General features: G+C 72.6%; 15 protein-coding genes. 12 read left to right on the top strand and 3 right to left on the bottom strand.

Going from position 1 to position 14,772, the window contains the following annotated elements; translation table 11 throughout:
* Window positions 1-15 precede the first annotated feature (15 nt).
* Window positions 16-1,134 (bottom strand): DUF5937 family protein, encoded by a 1,119-nt coding sequence (locus tag ACZ56L_RS32810; protein WP_345220192.1) that lies wholly within the window; start codon window positions 1,132-1,134, stop codon window positions 16-18.
* A gap of 132 nt (window positions 1,135-1,266) precedes the next feature.
* Between ACZ56L_RS32810 and ACZ56L_RS32805 the strand changes: the two genes are divergently transcribed.
* The gene (locus tag ACZ56L_RS32805) at window positions 1,267-1,605 is read left to right on the top strand and encodes a hypothetical protein (protein ID WP_471068347.1); all 339 of its coding nucleotides are present in this window, start codon (window positions 1,267-1,269) and stop codon (window positions 1,603-1,605) included.
* Here the strand turns inward: ACZ56L_RS32805 and ACZ56L_RS32800 are convergent.
* Window positions 1,602-2,756: a threonine aldolase family protein gene (locus ACZ56L_RS32800; RefSeq protein ID WP_471068345.1), complete on the bottom strand. Its 1,155-nt coding sequence runs from the start codon at window positions 2,754-2,756 to the stop codon at window positions 1,602-1,604. The genes ACZ56L_RS32805 and ACZ56L_RS32800 overlap by 4 nt on opposite strands.
* Before the next feature lie 157 nt (window positions 2,757-2,913).
* Between ACZ56L_RS32800 and ACZ56L_RS32795 the strand changes: the two genes are divergently transcribed.
* From ACZ56L_RS32795 to ACZ56L_RS32750, 10 genes are all read left to right on the top strand, one after another.
* Complete coding sequence (locus ACZ56L_RS32795; RefSeq protein ID WP_345220189.1) at window positions 2,914-3,834, top strand: Rossmann-like and DUF2520 domain-containing protein; 921 nt, start codon at window positions 2,914-2,916, stop codon at window positions 3,832-3,834.
* The gene (gene panC / locus ACZ56L_RS32790) at window positions 3,831-4,799 is read left to right on the top strand and encodes a pantoate--beta-alanine ligase (RefSeq protein WP_471068342.1); all 969 of its coding nucleotides are present in this window, start codon (window positions 3,831-3,833) and stop codon (window positions 4,797-4,799) included. The genes ACZ56L_RS32795 and panC overlap by 4 nt, the downstream gene beginning before the upstream one ends.
* Entirely contained in the window at window positions 4,796-6,496 is a 1,701-nt protein-coding gene (locus ACZ56L_RS32785; protein ID WP_401766422.1) for an L-aspartate oxidase, read from the top strand. The genes panC and ACZ56L_RS32785 overlap by 4 nt, the downstream gene beginning before the upstream one ends.
* Window positions 6,493-7,515 carry a carboxylating nicotinate-nucleotide diphosphorylase gene (gene nadC, locus ACZ56L_RS32780; RefSeq protein WP_471068339.1) on the top strand — a complete coding sequence of 341 codons (1,023 nt, stop codon included), beginning with the start codon at window positions 6,493-6,495 and terminating at the stop codon, window positions 7,513-7,515. Before ACZ56L_RS32785 ends, nadC begins: the two co-directional genes overlap by 4 nt.
* 3 nt (window positions 7,516-7,518) lie before the next feature.
* Entirely contained in the window at window positions 7,519-8,319 is an 801-nt protein-coding gene (locus ACZ56L_RS32775) for a type III pantothenate kinase (protein WP_345220185.1), read from the top strand.
* Window positions 8,320-8,573: 254 nt separating this feature from the next.
* Complete coding sequence (locus tag ACZ56L_RS32770) at window positions 8,574-9,158, top strand: hypothetical protein (protein ID WP_471068500.1); 585 nt, start codon at window positions 8,574-8,576, stop codon at window positions 9,156-9,158.
* Between the two features lie 13 nt (window positions 9,159-9,171).
* The gene (locus ACZ56L_RS32765; protein ID WP_345220184.1) at window positions 9,172-9,366 is read left to right on the top strand and encodes a hypothetical protein; all 195 of its coding nucleotides are present in this window, start codon (window positions 9,172-9,174) and stop codon (window positions 9,364-9,366) included.
* Between the two features lie 158 nt (window positions 9,367-9,524).
* Window positions 9,525-9,995, top strand: a complete 471-nt coding sequence (locus tag ACZ56L_RS32760; RefSeq protein WP_345220183.1) for a BlaI/MecI/CopY family transcriptional regulator — start codon at window positions 9,525-9,527, stop codon at window positions 9,993-9,995.
* A 9-nt stretch (window positions 9,996-10,004) separates the two neighbouring features.
* On the top strand, window positions 10,005-10,595 hold the full coding sequence (locus ACZ56L_RS32755; protein ID WP_471068335.1) for an amino-acid N-acetyltransferase: 591 nt from the start codon (window positions 10,005-10,007) through the stop codon (window positions 10,593-10,595).
* A 145-nt stretch (window positions 10,596-10,740) separates the two neighbouring features.
* Complete coding sequence (locus ACZ56L_RS32750) at window positions 10,741-11,073, top strand: histone-like nucleoid-structuring protein Lsr2 (RefSeq protein ID WP_345220181.1); 333 nt, start codon at window positions 10,741-10,743, stop codon at window positions 11,071-11,073.
* On the opposite strand, the gene ACZ56L_RS32745 is transcribed toward ACZ56L_RS32750, so the two are convergent.
* A complete protein-coding gene (locus ACZ56L_RS32745) occupies window positions 11,052-11,711 on the bottom strand; it encodes an SCO3374 family protein (protein WP_471068331.1) in 660 nt (219 codons plus the stop codon). The two genes, ACZ56L_RS32750 and ACZ56L_RS32745, sit on opposite strands and share 22 nt — an antisense overlap.
* Window positions 11,712-12,141: 430 nt before the next feature.
* Here ACZ56L_RS32745 and ACZ56L_RS32740 point away from each other — a divergent pair, with 430 nt between their 5' ends.
* Window positions 12,142-14,667, top strand: a complete 2,526-nt coding sequence (locus tag ACZ56L_RS32740; RefSeq protein ID WP_345220179.1) for an ATP-dependent Clp protease ATP-binding subunit — start codon at window positions 12,142-12,144, stop codon at window positions 14,665-14,667.
* The last annotated feature ends 105 nt before the right edge of the window (window positions 14,668-14,772 follow it).

Genomic DNA, 14,772 nt, shown 5'->3' with positions numbered 1-14,772 from the left:
CCCCGGGTGCCGGTCCTAGCGCAGCACCCCCTCCAGGAAGTCGCTGCCGAGCCGGGCCACCACCGTCGTGTCCAGTTGGTGCAGGACGTACCGGCCGCGCCGGCGGGTGGTGAGCAGACCGGCCTTCTTGAGCACCCCCAGGTGCCGGGAGACCTCCGGCGCGGTGATGCCCAGGACGTCGGCCAGCTCGCCCGTCGTGTACGGCGTGCGCGCCAGGAACCGGCACAGCCGCATCCGCATCGGGTGCGCCAGCGCCTCGAGCCGCTGCTGCAACAGAGGTACGGAAGCGGGCGACGGCAGCTCGACGGCGCTCACCGGGTAGTGGATCACCGGCCGCCAGCCGGGGGCGTGCAGCACCAGCAGGTGCGGCCAGCCGAAGGTGGACGGCACGGCGGTGAGCCCCGCCCCCACCGCGGGGTCCACGGCCGTGGTGTGGCCCTCGGCGAGCTTGTCGGCCCGGATGCGGCGGCCGTCCTCGTCCAGGGTCAGCGCGGGGGAGACCGCGTGCAGCGCCTCGGCCAGGCCCCGGCGTCGCAGCAGGTCCTGCTTGTGGCGGGCGTCCGAGGCGAGCTGGACCCGCACCCGCCGCCAGGTGTCGGCGAAGAACGCCTCGTCGCAGTCCTCGAAGAGGCGCCGCAGCCACAGCCTGACCGCGCCGGGGTTCGTCAGCAGCCGATGGGTGAAGTCCAGTTGCTTGGGGCCGCGGGCCGCCGCCAGGTCCAGCGCGCGCGACCGCAGGGCGGCGTCCACCAGCGGCGAGGGGCCGCCCGCCGTGTACATGCTGGAGCAGGTGAACTCCAGGGCCGCCGACACGAACTCCTCGTCGTCCAGCCGGTCCAGCAGGTCCAGGTCCTCCGCGAGCGTCGTCCCCGGCGCCGCCGCCGGGTCCTTGAGGCCGGCGAACGGCAGGAACACGTCCGAGAACGTCGTGCGCCACAGGAAGTCGGCCTCGGTGAGCCGGTCCGCCAGGTCCGGCTTGAGCGCCGACGAGGTCGCCGTCGCCCAGCCGTGCAGTCCCGGGTGGTGGCCCGGTTCGGACAGGGCGTGCAGCGCCATGCCCAGCTCGCCCAGCGGCGAGATCGCGAAGTCGATCCGCTCGGGCGGCAGTCCGGCGATGTCCACGGAGACGCTCATGGGCCCATGGTGCCCGGCCCCACCGACAATCGGCCCTCCGATTGACGGCGGCCGTCAATCGGAGGCGGCCCGATTGGCGGGTCCCGTCAATCGGTTGCACGCGGCGCCGCCGGCCGGTGCAGCGTGACGGTCATGACCGCCTCCCAGCAGCACCTCCTCGACGCCTACCGCGCCGCCCAGCACGGCGCCCCGGTCCCGCCCGCCCCCGGCCGGCACGACTGGCAGACCGTCCGCGAACTGCGCGACACCGTCCGCGAGGACCTCCGCTTCCGCGCCGTCGTCGCCGAACGCCCCGCCGGCGCGTACCTGCGGGCCGCCCTCACCCGGATCGCGGACCGCTTCCGCACGGTACGAACCACGTCTGCGGACGGCGCACGGACCACGCCCGCGGACGGCGCCCGTACGCTTCGGACCGGGCCCGCGGCCCCCACCGCGCCGTCCGCCCGTGCCCGTACCGCCGACTGCAACTAGCCGAGCCGGCCGACGAATCCGGCCACCGCCCCCCGCACGTCCGCCGCGCTCCACTCCAGCCCCCGCGCCGCCACCGTCACCTCGGTCACCGCCATCCCCGGAGGCCCCTCCGGGGCGGGGGACCACCGCTGGAACAGCGCCACCCCGCTCTCCTCCGCCTGCCGCACCGCCGCGTCCGTCAGCACGTCCGCGTCGTACGGCAGCCACACCTGGAACTGGTGCGTGTGCGGCACCCGGGGATGCACCCGGAACCACGGCGTTCCCGCCTCCCCGAAGCCCTCCGCCAGCGCCCGCGCCACCACCCTCGCGTGCAGCACGTACTCCGGCAGCCGGGGCAGCGTCCGCTCCAGGCCGATCAGGGCGCTCAGCGCCGCCGGGTACTGCTGGAACAGGTTGCCCCCGTAGCGGTGCCGCCAGGTCCTCGCCTCGTCGACCAGCGTCGCCGGGCCCGCGAGCACCGCGCCGGACATCCCTTCCAGCGACTTGTAGAACGACACGTACACGGTGTCGGCGAGCGCGGCGATCTCCGCGAGGGGCCGCCCGAAGTGCTCGGTGCACTCCCACAGCCGCGCCCCGTCGAAGTGCACGACGGCGTCCCGCTCCCGGGCCGCCTCCACCGCCTCCGTCAGCTCCTCCCACGACGGAAGCACGAAACCGGCATCCCGCAGCGGCAGTTCGAGCATCAGCGTGCCGAACGGCTCCTCGAACCCGCGCACCTCGTCCGCGTTCGGCAGCCGCGGCTCGTGGGTCGGATGCACCGTGCGCAGACCGCTCAGCCCGGTGAGGGCGCCGCGCTCGTGCCGTTCCGGGTGCGCGCGGGGGTGCAGGGCGACGGTGCTGTTCCCGGTACGTCCCGCCCAGCACCGGAGCGCGACCTGCTGCGCCATGGTGCCGGTGGGGAAGAACACCGCGGCCTCCTTGCCCAGGAGGCGGGCGGTGCGCCGCTCCAGCTCCGCCACGACGCCGTCGCCGTACAGATCGGCGTCCGCGTCCAGGTCGTACACGTCGCCCGCGTGGGCGGCCAGGTGGGCGAGCCGCTCCCCGATCCGGTGCTGCGCGGAGTGCCGGGCGAGCACCTTCCCGGCGTTGCGGAAGGCCGCGCGCCTGCGCTCCTGCGGGTCCGTGTGCGCGTGCCGCGCTTCGTCGTTCATCCGCCGATGATCGCGTACGTGGAACGGGGGGCGCCGGGGTTTTCCACCCCCTGTGGACGGGGAACGGCTCACCCCGACGAGCGCCCGAAACGCTGGCGTAGCATGACGGGCAATCGTCCGGTACCCCCTGCGGACTGGAACGGAAGGCCGTTTCCGCGTGAACCCATCCCCCCTCCCTGGCCCCCCCGACCCCGCCGACCGCCCCGCCCGGCTCACCGTCGGCGTCGTCGGGGCGGGCCGCGTCGGCTCCGCCCTCGCCGCCGCCCTGCGCCAGGCCGGGCACCGCCCGGTCGCCGCCTCCGGTGTCTCCGACGCGTCCGTGCGCCGGGCCGCCGCCCTGCTGCCGGGGGTGCCCCTGGTCACCCCCGCCGAGGTGCTGGCCCGCGCCGACCTCGTCCTGCTGACCGTCCCCGACGACGCCCTGCCCGGCCTCGTCGAGGGGCTCGCCGACACCGGTGCGATCCGGCCGGGCCAGCTCCTGGTGCACACCTCCGGGCGGTACGGGACGGCGGTCCTGGAGCCCGCCCTGCGCGCCGGGGCGCTCCCGCTGGCCCTGCACCCCGTGATGACGTTCACCGGCACCTCCGTGGACGTCCAGCGCCTCGCCGGCTGCTCCTTCGGGATCACCGCCCCCCAGGAGCTGCGGCTGGCCGCCGAGGCGCTGGTCATCGAGATGGGCGGCGACCCCGAGTGGATCGCCGAAGAGGCCCGCCCGCTCTACCACGCCGCCCTCGCCCTCGGCGCGAACCACCTGGTCACCCTGGTCGCCCAGTCGATGGAGCTGCTGCGCACCGCGGGCGTGGAGGCCCCCGACCGGATGCTCGGCCCGCTCCTCGGCGCGGCCCTGGACAACGCCCTGCGCTCCGGCGACGGCGCCCTCACCGGCCCGGTCGCCCGCGGCGACGCGGGCACCGTCGCGGCCCACGTGAGCGAACTGCGCAAGCGCGCCCCGCAGACCGTCGCCGGCTACCTGGCGATGGCCCGCACCACCGCCGACCGCGCCCTCGCGCACGGCCTGCTCAAGCCCGAACTGGCGGAAGACCTGCTGGGCGTCCTGGCCGAGGGGGACCTGCGATGACCGTTCTCGTCCGTACGGCGACCGGCCTGGCCGCCCTCGACCGCACCGGCCGCCGCTGCGTCGTGATGACCATGGGCGCCCTGCACGACGGGCACGCCGCCCTGATCCGTACCGCCAGGGAGCACGCGGGAGCCGAAGGCCAGGTGATCGTCACCGTCTTCGTCAACCCCCTCCAGTTCGGCGCGAACGAGGACCTGGACCGCTACCCGCGCACCCCGGACGCCGACTTCGCGCTCGCCCGGGAGGCGGGCGCGGACGCCGTGTTCGCCCCCGCCGTCGAGGAGGTCTACCCCGGCGGCGACCCCCAGGTGCGGCTCTCCGCGGGCCCCATGGGCGAGCGCCTCGAAGGCGCCACCCGGCCCGGCCACTTCGACGGCATGCTCACCGTCGTCGCCAAGCTGCTCCACCTGACCGCGCCCGACCTGGCCTTCTTCGGCCAGAAGGACGCCCAGCAGCTCGCCCTGATCCGGCGCATGGTGCTCGACCTGAACTTCCCCGTCGAGGTCGTCGCCGTGCCCACGGTGCGCGAGGCCGACGGCCTGGCCCGCTCCAGCCGCAACCGCTACCTGTCGCGGGAGGAGCGCGCCGCCGCCCTCGCCCTGTCGCGGGCGCTGTTCGCGGGCGCGCGCGAGCGGACTCCCGCGGCGGTGCGGGAAGCGGCGCACCGCGTCCTCAAGGAGGCACCGGGACTGGAGCTCGACTACGTCGCCCTGGTGGACCCCGCCGACTTCACCGACGCCGGCGACGGCCACCGGGGCGACGCGGTGCTCGCCGTCGCCGCCCGGGCCGGCGCCACCCGGCTCATCGACAACCTGCCGCTGACCTTCGGCGGCGTACCGCACGACACGCCGGACGCGACCGGACCGACCGGCGCACCGGACACGACCGGCGCACCGGACACGCCGGACGCCACCGCCGCCCCCGCCGCACAGCACCCCCAGCACACCCCTGGAGCAGCCCCGTGACCGGCATACGCCTCGCCGCCCCCGCCCCCGGCTGGTCCATCGACGCCGACGTCGTGGTCGTCGGCTCCGGTGTCGCGGGCCTCACCTGCGCCCTGCGCTGCACCGCGGCCGGCCTGCGCACCGTCGTCGTCACCAAGGCCCGCCTGGACGACGGCTCCACCCGTTGGGCGCAGGGCGGCATCGCCGCCGCCCTCGGCGACGGCGACACCCCCCAGCAGCACCTGGACGACACCCTGGTCGCCGGGGCCGGCCTCTGCGACGAGGAAGCCGTGCGCACCCTGGTCACCGAGGGCCCGGACGCCGTGCGGCGGCTGATCGAGACCGGGGCGCACTTCGACACCGACCCCGACAGCGGCGCCATCCAGCTCACCCGCGAGGGCGGACACCACCGCCGGCGCATCGCGCACGCGGGCGGCGACGCCACCGGCGCGGAGATCTCCCGCGCCCTGGTGGACGCGGTGCGCGCCCGGGCCGTGGAGTTCGTCGAGAACGCCCTCGTGCTCGACCTCCTCGTCGACGCGGACGGGCACACCGCCGGTGTCACCCTGCACGTCATGGGCGAGGGCCAGCACGACGGCGTCGGCGCGGTCAACGCCCCCGCCGTCGTCCTCGCCACCGGCGGCATGGGCCAGGTCTTCGCCGCCACCACCAACCCCGCCGTGTCCACCGGCGACGGCGTCGCGCTCGCCCTGCGCGCCGGCGCGGAGGTCTCCGACCTGGAGTTCGTCCAGTTCCACCCGACGGTGCTCTTCCTCGGCGAGGGCGCGGAGGGCCAGCAGCCGCTGGTGTCCGAAGCGGTGCGCGGCGAGGGCGCGCACCTCGTCGACGCGGACGGCGTGCGCTTCATGCTCGGACAGCACGAGCTCGCCGAACTCGCCCCGCGCGACATCGTCGCCAAGGCGATCATGCGCCGCATGCGGGAGCAGGGCGCCGCCCACATGTACCTGGACGGGCGGCACTTCGGCGCGGACATGTGGGAGCACCGCTTCCCGACCATCCTGGCCGCCTGCCGCGCCCACGGCATCGACCCGGTGACCGAGCCGGTCCCGGTCGCCCCCGCCGCGCACTACGCCTCCGGCGGCGTCCGCACCGACCTGCACGGCCGGACCACGGTGCCCGGCCTGTACGCGTGCGGCGAGGTCGCCTGCACGGGCGTGCACGGCGCGAACCGCCTCGCCTCCAACTCCCTCCTGGAGGGCCTGGTGTTCGCCGAGCGCATCGCCGAGGCCGTCACGTCCGCCGGGACCCGCGCCCCGGGCGCCCCCACCGAGCCCGCCGCCGTCCTTCCGCTCGTCGCCCCCGAGGCCCGCCACGGCATCCAGCAGACCATGTCGCGGGGCGCGGGCGTCCTGCGCTCCGCCCGGAGCCTCGGCGACGCCGCGGACGCCTTGGAGGCCGTGCAGCTCGGGGCCCGCCACGACGCGGCAGGACCGGGCAAGTCCGCCGAGCCCGGCGTCGACTCCTGGGAGACCACCAACCTGCTGTGCGTCTCGCGCGTGCTGGTCGCCGCCGCCCGGGAGCGCGCGGAGACCCGCGGCTGCCATTGGCGCGAGGACCACGCCGACCGCGACGACGCCCAGTGGCAGCGCCACCTCGTCGTACGGCTGACCGACGACCACCGCCTGGTGGTGCGCCGCACCGACACCGCCGCATTCCCGCCCGTACCGCAGGACCGTCCGAAGGAGCAGCACCAGTGAGCACCCCCGAGAACCCCCAGCTCCTCCCGCAGGCGGGCGGCTGCGGCGACGCCTGCGGCTGCTCCGGCGGAGCGCCGCAGGAGGTGCCGGAGGACGGCACGTACGACCTGTCCGACTGCGGCCTGGACCCCCACCTCGCGCAGCTCCTGCTGGACTGCGGCCTGGACCCGGTCGAGGTCGAGGACGTCGCGAACGTCGCCCTCGCCGAGGACCTCGCGCACGGCGTCGACGTGACCACCGTGGCGACCGTCCCCGAGGAGGCCGTCGCCACCGGTGACTTCACCGCCCGCGAGGCGGGCACGGTCGCGGGCCTGCGCGTCGCCGAGACGGTGCTCTCCATCGTCTGCACCGAGGAGTTCGAGGTCGAGCGGCACGTCGAGGACGGCGACCGCGTGCGGGCCGGGCAGAAGCTCCTCACCGTCACCGCCCGCACCCGCGACCTCCTCACCGCCGAACGCAGCGCGCTGAACCTCCTGTGCCGCCTCTCCGGCGTCGCCACCGCCACCCGCGCCTGGGCGGACGTCCTGGTGGGCACGCGGGCCAAGGTCCGCGACACCCGCAAGACCACCCCGGGGCTGCGCTCGCTGGAGAAGTTCGCGGTGCGCTGCGGCGGCGGCGTCAACCACCGCATGTCGCTCTCCGACGCGGCCCTCGTCAAGGACAACCACGTGGTCGCCGCCGGGGGAGTGGCCCAGGCCTTCAAGCTCGTGCGGGACGCCTTCCCGGGGGTCCCCGTCGAGGTCGAGGTCGACACCCTGGCGCAGGTCACCGAGGTGCTGGAGGCGGGCGCCGACCTGATCCTGCTGGACAACTTCACCCCGGAGCAGACCGCCGAGGCCGTCGCCCTGGTCGCGGGCCGCGCCGTCCTCGAGTCCTCCGGCCGCCTCACCCTCGACACGGCCCGCGCGTACGCCGACACCGGCGTCGACTACCTCGCCGTGGGCGCGCTCACCCACTCCGCCCCGATCCTCGACATCGGCCTGGACCTGCGCGAGGCGTCCCAGGACGGGGCGCGGTAAGCCATGCTCCTCACCATCGACGTCGGCAACACCCACACCGTCCTCGGCCTGTTCGACGGCGAGGAGATCGTCGAGCACTGGCGCATCTCCACCGACCCGCGCCGCACCGCCGACGAACTGGCCGTGCTGCTCCAGGGCCTGATGGGCATGCACCCCATGCTCGGCAACGAACTGGGCGACGGCATCGAGGGCATCGCCATCTGCGCGACCGTCCCCTCGGTCCTGCACGAGCTGCGCGAGGTCACCCGCCGCTACTACGGCGACGTCCCCGCCATCCTGGTCGAGCCGGGCGTCAAGACCGGCGTGCCGATCCTGATGGACAACCCCAAGGAGGTCGGCGCGGACCGCATCGTCAACGCCGTCGCCGCCGTCGAGCTGTACGGCGGCCCGGCGGTCGTCGTCGACTTCGGTACGGCCACCACCTTCGACGCGGTCTCCGCCAAGGGCGAGTACGTCGGCGGTGTCATCGCCCCCGGCATCGAGATCTCGGTGGACGCCCTCGGCGTCAAGGGCGCCCAGCTCCGCAAGATCGAGCTGGCCCGCCCGCGCAGCGTCATCGGCAAGAACACCGTCGAGGCCATGCAGTCGGGCATCGTGTACGGATTCGCCGGCCAGGTCGACGGAGTCGTCGCCCGCATGGCCCGCGAACTCTCCCCGCAGGACCCGGACGACGTCACGGTCATCGCGACCGGTGGCCTCGCCCCGATCATCCTCGGCGAGGCCACCGCGGTGGACGAGCACGAGCCCTGGCTGACGCTCATCGGCCTGCGCCTGGTGTACGAGCGCAACATCGCCCGCATGTGAGGACGCCCCGGCACGGCTTCGCGCGCGAGGGCGCCGTCCCCCGGCGCGCGAGCCCGCCGCGGCCTCCGCGCGGGCGGGCGCGCCCGGCGGCCGCCACCCCGTCACGATCCCCGTGCGCACGGGAAACGATCCCCGTGCGCACGGGAATCGCCCGGCCCGGACCGCAACGCGCCACCGATCACCCGCTGAGCAAAAATTGTCCGCTTAGCACTTAAAGTCACCACATGCCCACGCCATACGGTTCCCGCGGCGGCATGGCGTTCAGCGCAGACGAACTGCGTGTGCTCCGGCGCGCCCTCGCCCTCGCCCTCCACCCCGCCCCCCTCCCCGCCGACGAGGTGCGCGAGTGCCTGCGTCTGGCGGAGTCCGTCGACGAGGCGATCCACGAGGCGGGACGGCTGCGCGCCTTCCTGCTCGCCGACCTCGCCCGCTACCGGGCCGCCCTCCCCGCCTCCGCCACCGGTTACCTGGAGCTCCTCCAGGACGCCCTGGCGGCCGGCTACCGGCCCCAGCCCGACGACCTCGCCGCGCTGCGCTCCCTGCGCCGGCTCCCGCTCGGCGCGGCGCTCCTGGACCGCTGCCAGGGCATCGCGGAGCGTTCCGTGCGGGCCAGGCTCGCCCGTACGAGTCCTCCCGCGCCCGCCGCGCCCGCGCCCCGCACCCGCCTGACCGCCCTGCCCGGCGGCCGTGCCGCCGCCAAGCCGGCGCGCCCCGCCGCCCCCGCGGGACCGGTCCCCGCCGACAACCCCTCCCGCGAGCGGCCGGTGCCGACCCCCGCCGAGGCCTTCCCGCCCCGCAAGCGGCCCGCGCCCCCCGGGGAACGACGCGAAGCGAGCTAGCTACTCTGGAGGCATGGACTATGTCTCCGCGCTTCTGCCCCCCGTGGTGATGGCCGCCTTCTTCATCGGTCTCGTCGTGACGATCGTCAAGACGCAGGGCGGCGCCAACAAGACCAAGGAAGACCGAGCCACCGACGCCGTCGCCGCGGCCACCGCGGCCCCCGGCAGGCCGGTCGACACGGCCGGGCGCGACAGCGGCGCCTCCTGACCCCGGCGCACCGGCGGGAACGGACGCGCCGCCGTCGGGAACACGCGCACCGAAGAGGGGCGTGCGATCCGGAACTCATCCGGACCGCGCGCCCCTCTTTTCCTGCGCCCCGCCCGGAATAGCCGGGAATTCCGGATATCTCCCACTAGGCTGGCGCTGTGCCACGCCGATTGGGAGAGCTGGAAGACGCCGTCATGACGCGCGTGTGGCAGTGGAACCGTCCGGTCACCGTGCGGGAAGTCCTCGAAGACCTTCAGAAGGACCGTTCCATCGCCTACACCACCGTGATGACCGTAATGGACAATCTCCATCAGAAGGGCTGGGTGCGCCGGGAAGTGGACGGCCGGGCCTATCGATATACCTCGGTCTCCACGCGTGCCGCCTACTCGGCCGCACTGATGAACGAGGCCTGGTCGACCAGTGACAACCCCGCCGCGGCCCTTGTCGCGTTCTTCGGCATGATGTCCGCCGAGCAGCGCGAAGCACTTCAGGACGCGATGCGCGTCGTACAACGCGGCGACTCGGAAGATTCCGCTCCACCCCCGGATACCGCTCCCGAAACCGCCGCGGAAACCGGCGGGGGGCCGACGGAACTCCCCGGTGGCGACGCGAAGCCGCCGGGGCGATAGCGTCCGGGCATGGCCCCCGATCATATTGCGCCCGCAAAAGCCATCACCGAAGCCGCCTCCGAAGCCGCCCCCGCCGGCGTCCCGGCGGCCTTCCCCGTGGCCGTCACCGTCCGCCGGGCGCGCACCGGCGATGTGCGCGCGATCCGCGCCCTTGTCGACGCCTACGCGCGCGAGAGCATCCTGCTCGACAAAGCGAACGTGACGCTTTACGAGGACATCCAGGAGTTCTGGGTGGCGGAACGCGACGAGGACGCCCGGGTGATCGGCTGCGGCGCGCTGCACGTGATGTGGGAAGACCTCGCCGAAGTGCGCACTCTCGCCGTGGATCCCGCCCTGAAGGGCGCCGGAGTGGGACATCTGGTGCTGGACAAACTGCTCCAGACCGCTCGCTGGATCGGAGTGCGCCGGGTTTTCTGCCTGACCTTCGAAGTGGGGTTCTTCGCGAAGCACGGCTTCGTGGAGATCGGCGAGTCCCCGGTCGACACGGATGTCTACAGCGAGCTGCTGCGTTCCCACGACGAGGGCGTGGCGGAGTTCCTCGGTCTCGAACGGGTGAAGCCCAACACCCTGGGCAACAGTCGGATGCTTCTGCACCTCTGAAGCGCGTGTATCGGCTGTTGTCCTATGTCCGAAACGCGCACGTTTCCCGTGTTCTCGCGGTACTGAACCTCACACAGGGGTTTGTGTTTTCCCCGGAAAAGCGGTTTCCTTTCCGCGTACTGCATTTTCGATGAAAGGAAATCCGGTGGCGCAGAAGGTTCAGGTCCTTCTTGTTGACGACCTCGACGGCGTCGAGGCGAACGAGACGGTGACGTTCGCTCTGGACGGCAAGACCTATGAGATCGACCTCACCACCGCGAACGCGGAGAAGCTCCGCGGGCTGCTCGACCCGTACACCAAGAACGGCCGTCGCACGGGTGGCCGCAGCGCCGGCCGCGGCAAGGCGCGCGCTGTTTCCGGCGGCACTCAGAACACGGCCGAGATCCGTAAGTGGGCGAAGGAGAACGGTCACGACGTGAGTGCCCGTGGCCGTGTTCCCGCAGCGGTGAAGGAAGCCTACGACAAGGCCAACGGCTGAGCCTGCCGCATTTTCGGCAGTCCCGTATTCACGTCGAGGTCTCCGCGGTTCGGGGAGGCCGTCTTCGCGCTGATCAACCGGATGCGGTGGCATTCCGTCGCCGCGGCCGCCAGAAGTCGTACGAGATCGGGGGCGTCCCCACTGCCCCCGATGCCGGTGAAGGCCGGCAGTGCTTCTTCGCGCCCCGGCACGGGGGGCCGCAGCCAGACGGCGGCCCCGTCCTCCGGCAGGGGCGCGAAGCCCGGTGGAGCGGGGGCGGTGATCAGGCCGCCCGTGCCGGTCGCCCGCAGGTCCAGGTCGACGGAGCCCCACTCCAGCCAGTCCAGGAGTGACGGCACCTCGTCCGCGCTCCCCGTGGCGAGCAGCAGCCGCAGCCGCCGCCCCAGCAGGGCGACGGGCCCGGTGGGACCGATCCGGCGCAGCACGGCGTGCCCCGCTTCCGCGGGCAGTTCCAGTACGTCGAAGTGCCGGCCGGTGGGCAGCAGGACCGGTTCCCCGGGGGCGTGCACGGTGTCCCAGCCGAGTTCCTTCTCGTACCAGGAGGCCCAGGAGGTCCTGGAGGCCCGGCGGGGCGGCCGGGTCCGCGCGTCGTCGCCGCCGGGCAGCGGCGGGCGGGGGCGGGGGACGGTGGGGGCCATGCCCGGAGCAACTCCCGAAACGGCACTTGGTTACGCTGGGTCCGTGTCCGGATGCTCAGCGTGGGCGATATGGGGGCGTGTGGGTGCATCCGACGGCGCAAGGGTGTTCGCCCGTAGCTGAGGGAACCGGTGCGCGCCGCATGGAGTGTCAGTGCTTGCGGGTAAGACATCCCTAGTGGGGAGGGGCGACACGCACGCGAAGCGGTCCTCCGTTCGCCATCGGCGTAGTGGCGAAAGGGGTAACAGCTTGGCCTGCGGGAACATCGTCTCGCACCATCGAGTTGAGGCAGTAGTCGGCTGTTCAGGCCGGGAGGCAAGAACGGGTGTCGGCAGTTGGAACGAGCTGTCCCGCCCCGCGGGACTAGCATGCGGAAGGACAGGGAGGGGACCGACCCCTTAACTGCCCGACCGCTCTGAGGAGCGAATAACGATGTTCGAGAGGTTCACCGACCGCGCGCGGCGGGTTGTCGTCCTGGCTCAGGAAGAAGCCCGGATGCTCAACCACAACTACATCGGCACCGAGCACATCCTCCTGGGCTTGATCCACGAGGGTGAAGGTGTCGCCGCTAAGGCCCTGGAGAGCCTCGGCATTTCGCTTGAGGCGGTTCGCCAGCAGGTCGAGGAGATCATCGGTCAGGGCCAGCAGGCTCCGTCCGGCCACATTCCCTTCACCCCGCGTGCGAAGAAGGTCCTGGAGCTGTCGCTCCGCGAGGCCCTCCAGCTCGGCCACAACTACATCGGCACCGAGCACATCCTGCTCGGCCTGATTCGCGAGGGCGAGGGCGTCGCCGCCCAGGTCCTGGTGAAGCTGGGCGCCGATCTCAACCGGGTGCGGCAGCAGGTCATCCAGCTGCTCTCCGGATACTCGGGCAAGGAGACCGCCGCGGCAGGCGGCCCTGCGGAAGGCACGCCTTCCACGTCCCTGGTGCTCGACCAGTTCGGCCGGAACCTCACCCAGGCCGCTCGTGAGTCCAAGCTCGACCCGGTCATCGGGCGCGAGAAGGAGATCGAGCGGGTCATGCAGGTGCTGTCCCGCCGTACGAAGAACAACCCGGTCCTCATCGGCGAGCCCGGCGTCGGCAAGACCGCCGTCGTCGAGGGCCTCGCGCAGGCCATCGTCAAGGGCGAGGTGCCCGAGACCCTCAAGGACAAGCACCTCTACACCCTCGACCTCGGCGCGCTCGTCGCCGGTTCCCGCTACCGCGGTGACTTCGAGGAGCGGCTGAAGAAGGTCCTCAAGGAGATCCGCACCCGCGGCGACATCATCCTGTTCATCGACGAGCTGCACACGCTCGTGGGTGCGGGTGCCGCCGAGGGCGCCATCGACGCGGCGTCGATCCTGAAGCCGATGCTGGCCCGCGGTGAGCTCCAGACCATCGGTGCCACCACGCTCGACGAGTACCGCAAGCACCTGGAGAAGGACGCCGCGCTGGAGCGCCGCTTCCAGCCCATCCAGGTCGCGGAGCCGTCGCTGCCGCACACCATCGAGATCCTCAAGGGCCTGCGCGACCGCTACGAGGCCCACCACCGTGTCTCCATCACGGACGAGGCCCTCGTCCAGGCGGCCACGCTGGCCGACCGGTACATCTCGGACCGCTTCCTCCCGGACAAGGCGATCGACCTGATCGACGAGGCCGGATCGCGCATGCGCATCCGCCGGATGACCGCGCCGCCGGACCTCCGCGAGTTCGACGAGAAGATCGCGAACGTCCGCCGCGACAAGGAGTCGGCCATCGACTCCCAGGACTTCGAGAAGGCGGCCTCCCTCCGCGACAAGGAGAAGCAGCTCCTCGCCGCGAAGGCCAAGCGCGAGAAGGAGTGGAAGGCCGGCGACATGGACGTCGTCGCCGAGGTCGACGGCGAGCTCATCGCCGAGGTCCTCGCGACCGCGACCGGCATTCCCGTCTTCAAGCTGACCGAGGAGGAGTCCTCGCGTCTGCTGCGCATGGAGGACGAGCTGCACAAGCGCGTCATCGGCCAGAAGGACGCCATCAAGGCGCTCTCCCAGGCGATCCGCCGCACCCGTGCAGGCCTCAAGGACCCCAAGCGTCCCGGTGGCTCGTTCATCTTCGCCGGCCCCTCGGGCGTCGGTAAGACCGAGCTCTCCAAGACGCTCGCGGAGTTCCTCTTCGGCGACGAGGACGCGCTGATCTCCCTCGACATGTCGGAGTTCAGCGAGAAGCACACGGTCTCGCGCCTCTTCGGCTCGCCCCCCGGCTACGTGGGGTACGAGGAGGGCGGCCAGCTCACCGAGAAGGTCCGCCGCAAGCCGTTCTCCGTCGTCCTCTTCGACGAGGTGGAGAAGGCCCACCCGGACATCTTCAACTCGCTGCTGCAGATCCTGGAGGACGGTCGCCTGACCGACTCCCAGGGCCGCGTGGTCGACTTCAAGAACACCGTCATCATCATGACGACGAACCTCGGCACCCGGGACATCTCCAAGGGCTTCAACCTGGGCTTCGCCGCCCAGGGCGACGTCAAGACCGGGTACGAGCGGATGAAGAACAAGGTCAACGAAGAGCTCAAGCAGCACTTCCGCCCCGAGTTCCTCAACCGTGTCGACGACACGGTGGTCTTCCACCAGCTCAGCCAGGAAGACATCATCCAGATCGTCGACCTGATGATCGCCAAGGTGGACGAGCGCCTCAAGGACCGCGACATGGGCATCGAGCTCAGCGGTGACGCGAAGCAGCTCCTCGCCAAGAAGGGCTACGACCCCGTGATGGGCGCCCGGCCGCTGCGCCGGACGATCCAGCGCTCGATCGAGGACATCCTCTCGGAGAAGATCCTCTTCGGCGAGCTGCGCCCCGGCCACATCGTGGTCGTCGGCACGGAGGGCGAGGGCGACGCGAAGGAGTTCACCTTCCGCGGCGAGGAGAAGGCGGCCCTGCCGGACGCCCCGCCGATCGAGTCCGCGGCGGGCGGCAACGGGCCGAACCTGACGAAGGACGCGTAGCGCTCGGCGCGAGCGTGACGGAGTAGGGGCTGGCCCCGGGAACCTGACGGTTTCCGGGGCCGGCCTCTTTCTCCGTGCAAGGGGCGGGGGACGGCCGGAAACACG

The sequence above is a fragment of the Streptomyces sp. NPDC039736 genome (assembly GCF_055596485.1).
This window is presented reverse-complemented; position numbering and strand designations above follow the sequence as displayed.

What these genes read in the sequence shown, in the direction of transcription:
- ACZ56L_RS32805 (WP_471068347.1), top strand. Translation starts at nt 1,267, where the DNA reads ATGACCGCCTCCCAGCAGCACCTCCTCGACGCCTACCGCGCCGCCCAG.
- ACZ56L_RS32745 (WP_471068331.1), bottom strand. Translation starts at nt 11,711, where the DNA reads ATGGCCCCCACCGTCCCCCGCCCCCGCCCGCCGCTGCCCGGCGGCGAC.
- panC (WP_471068342.1), top strand. Translation starts at nt 3,831, where the DNA reads ATGACCGTTCTCGTCCGTACGGCGACCGGCCTGGCCGCCCTCGACCGC.
- ACZ56L_RS32810 (WP_345220192.1), bottom strand. Translation starts at nt 1,134, where the DNA reads ATGAGCGTCTCCGTGGACATCGCCGGACTGCCGCCCGAGCGGATCGAC.
- ACZ56L_RS32740 (WP_345220179.1), top strand. Translation starts at nt 12,142, where the DNA reads ATGTTCGAGAGGTTCACCGACCGCGCGCGGCGGGTTGTCGTCCTGGCT.
- ACZ56L_RS32775 (WP_345220185.1), top strand. Translation starts at nt 7,519, where the DNA reads ATGCTCCTCACCATCGACGTCGGCAACACCCACACCGTCCTCGGCCTG.
- ACZ56L_RS32755 (WP_471068335.1), top strand. Translation starts at nt 10,005, where the DNA reads ATGGCCCCCGATCATATTGCGCCCGCAAAAGCCATCACCGAAGCCGCC.
- ACZ56L_RS32765 (WP_345220184.1), top strand. Translation starts at nt 9,172, where the DNA reads ATGGACTATGTCTCCGCGCTTCTGCCCCCCGTGGTGATGGCCGCCTTC.
- ACZ56L_RS32770 (WP_471068500.1), top strand. Translation starts at nt 8,574, where the DNA reads ATGGCGTTCAGCGCAGACGAACTGCGTGTGCTCCGGCGCGCCCTCGCC.
- ACZ56L_RS32800 (WP_471068345.1), bottom strand. Translation starts at nt 2,756, where the DNA reads ATGAACGACGAAGCGCGGCACGCGCACACGGACCCGCAGGAGCGCAGG.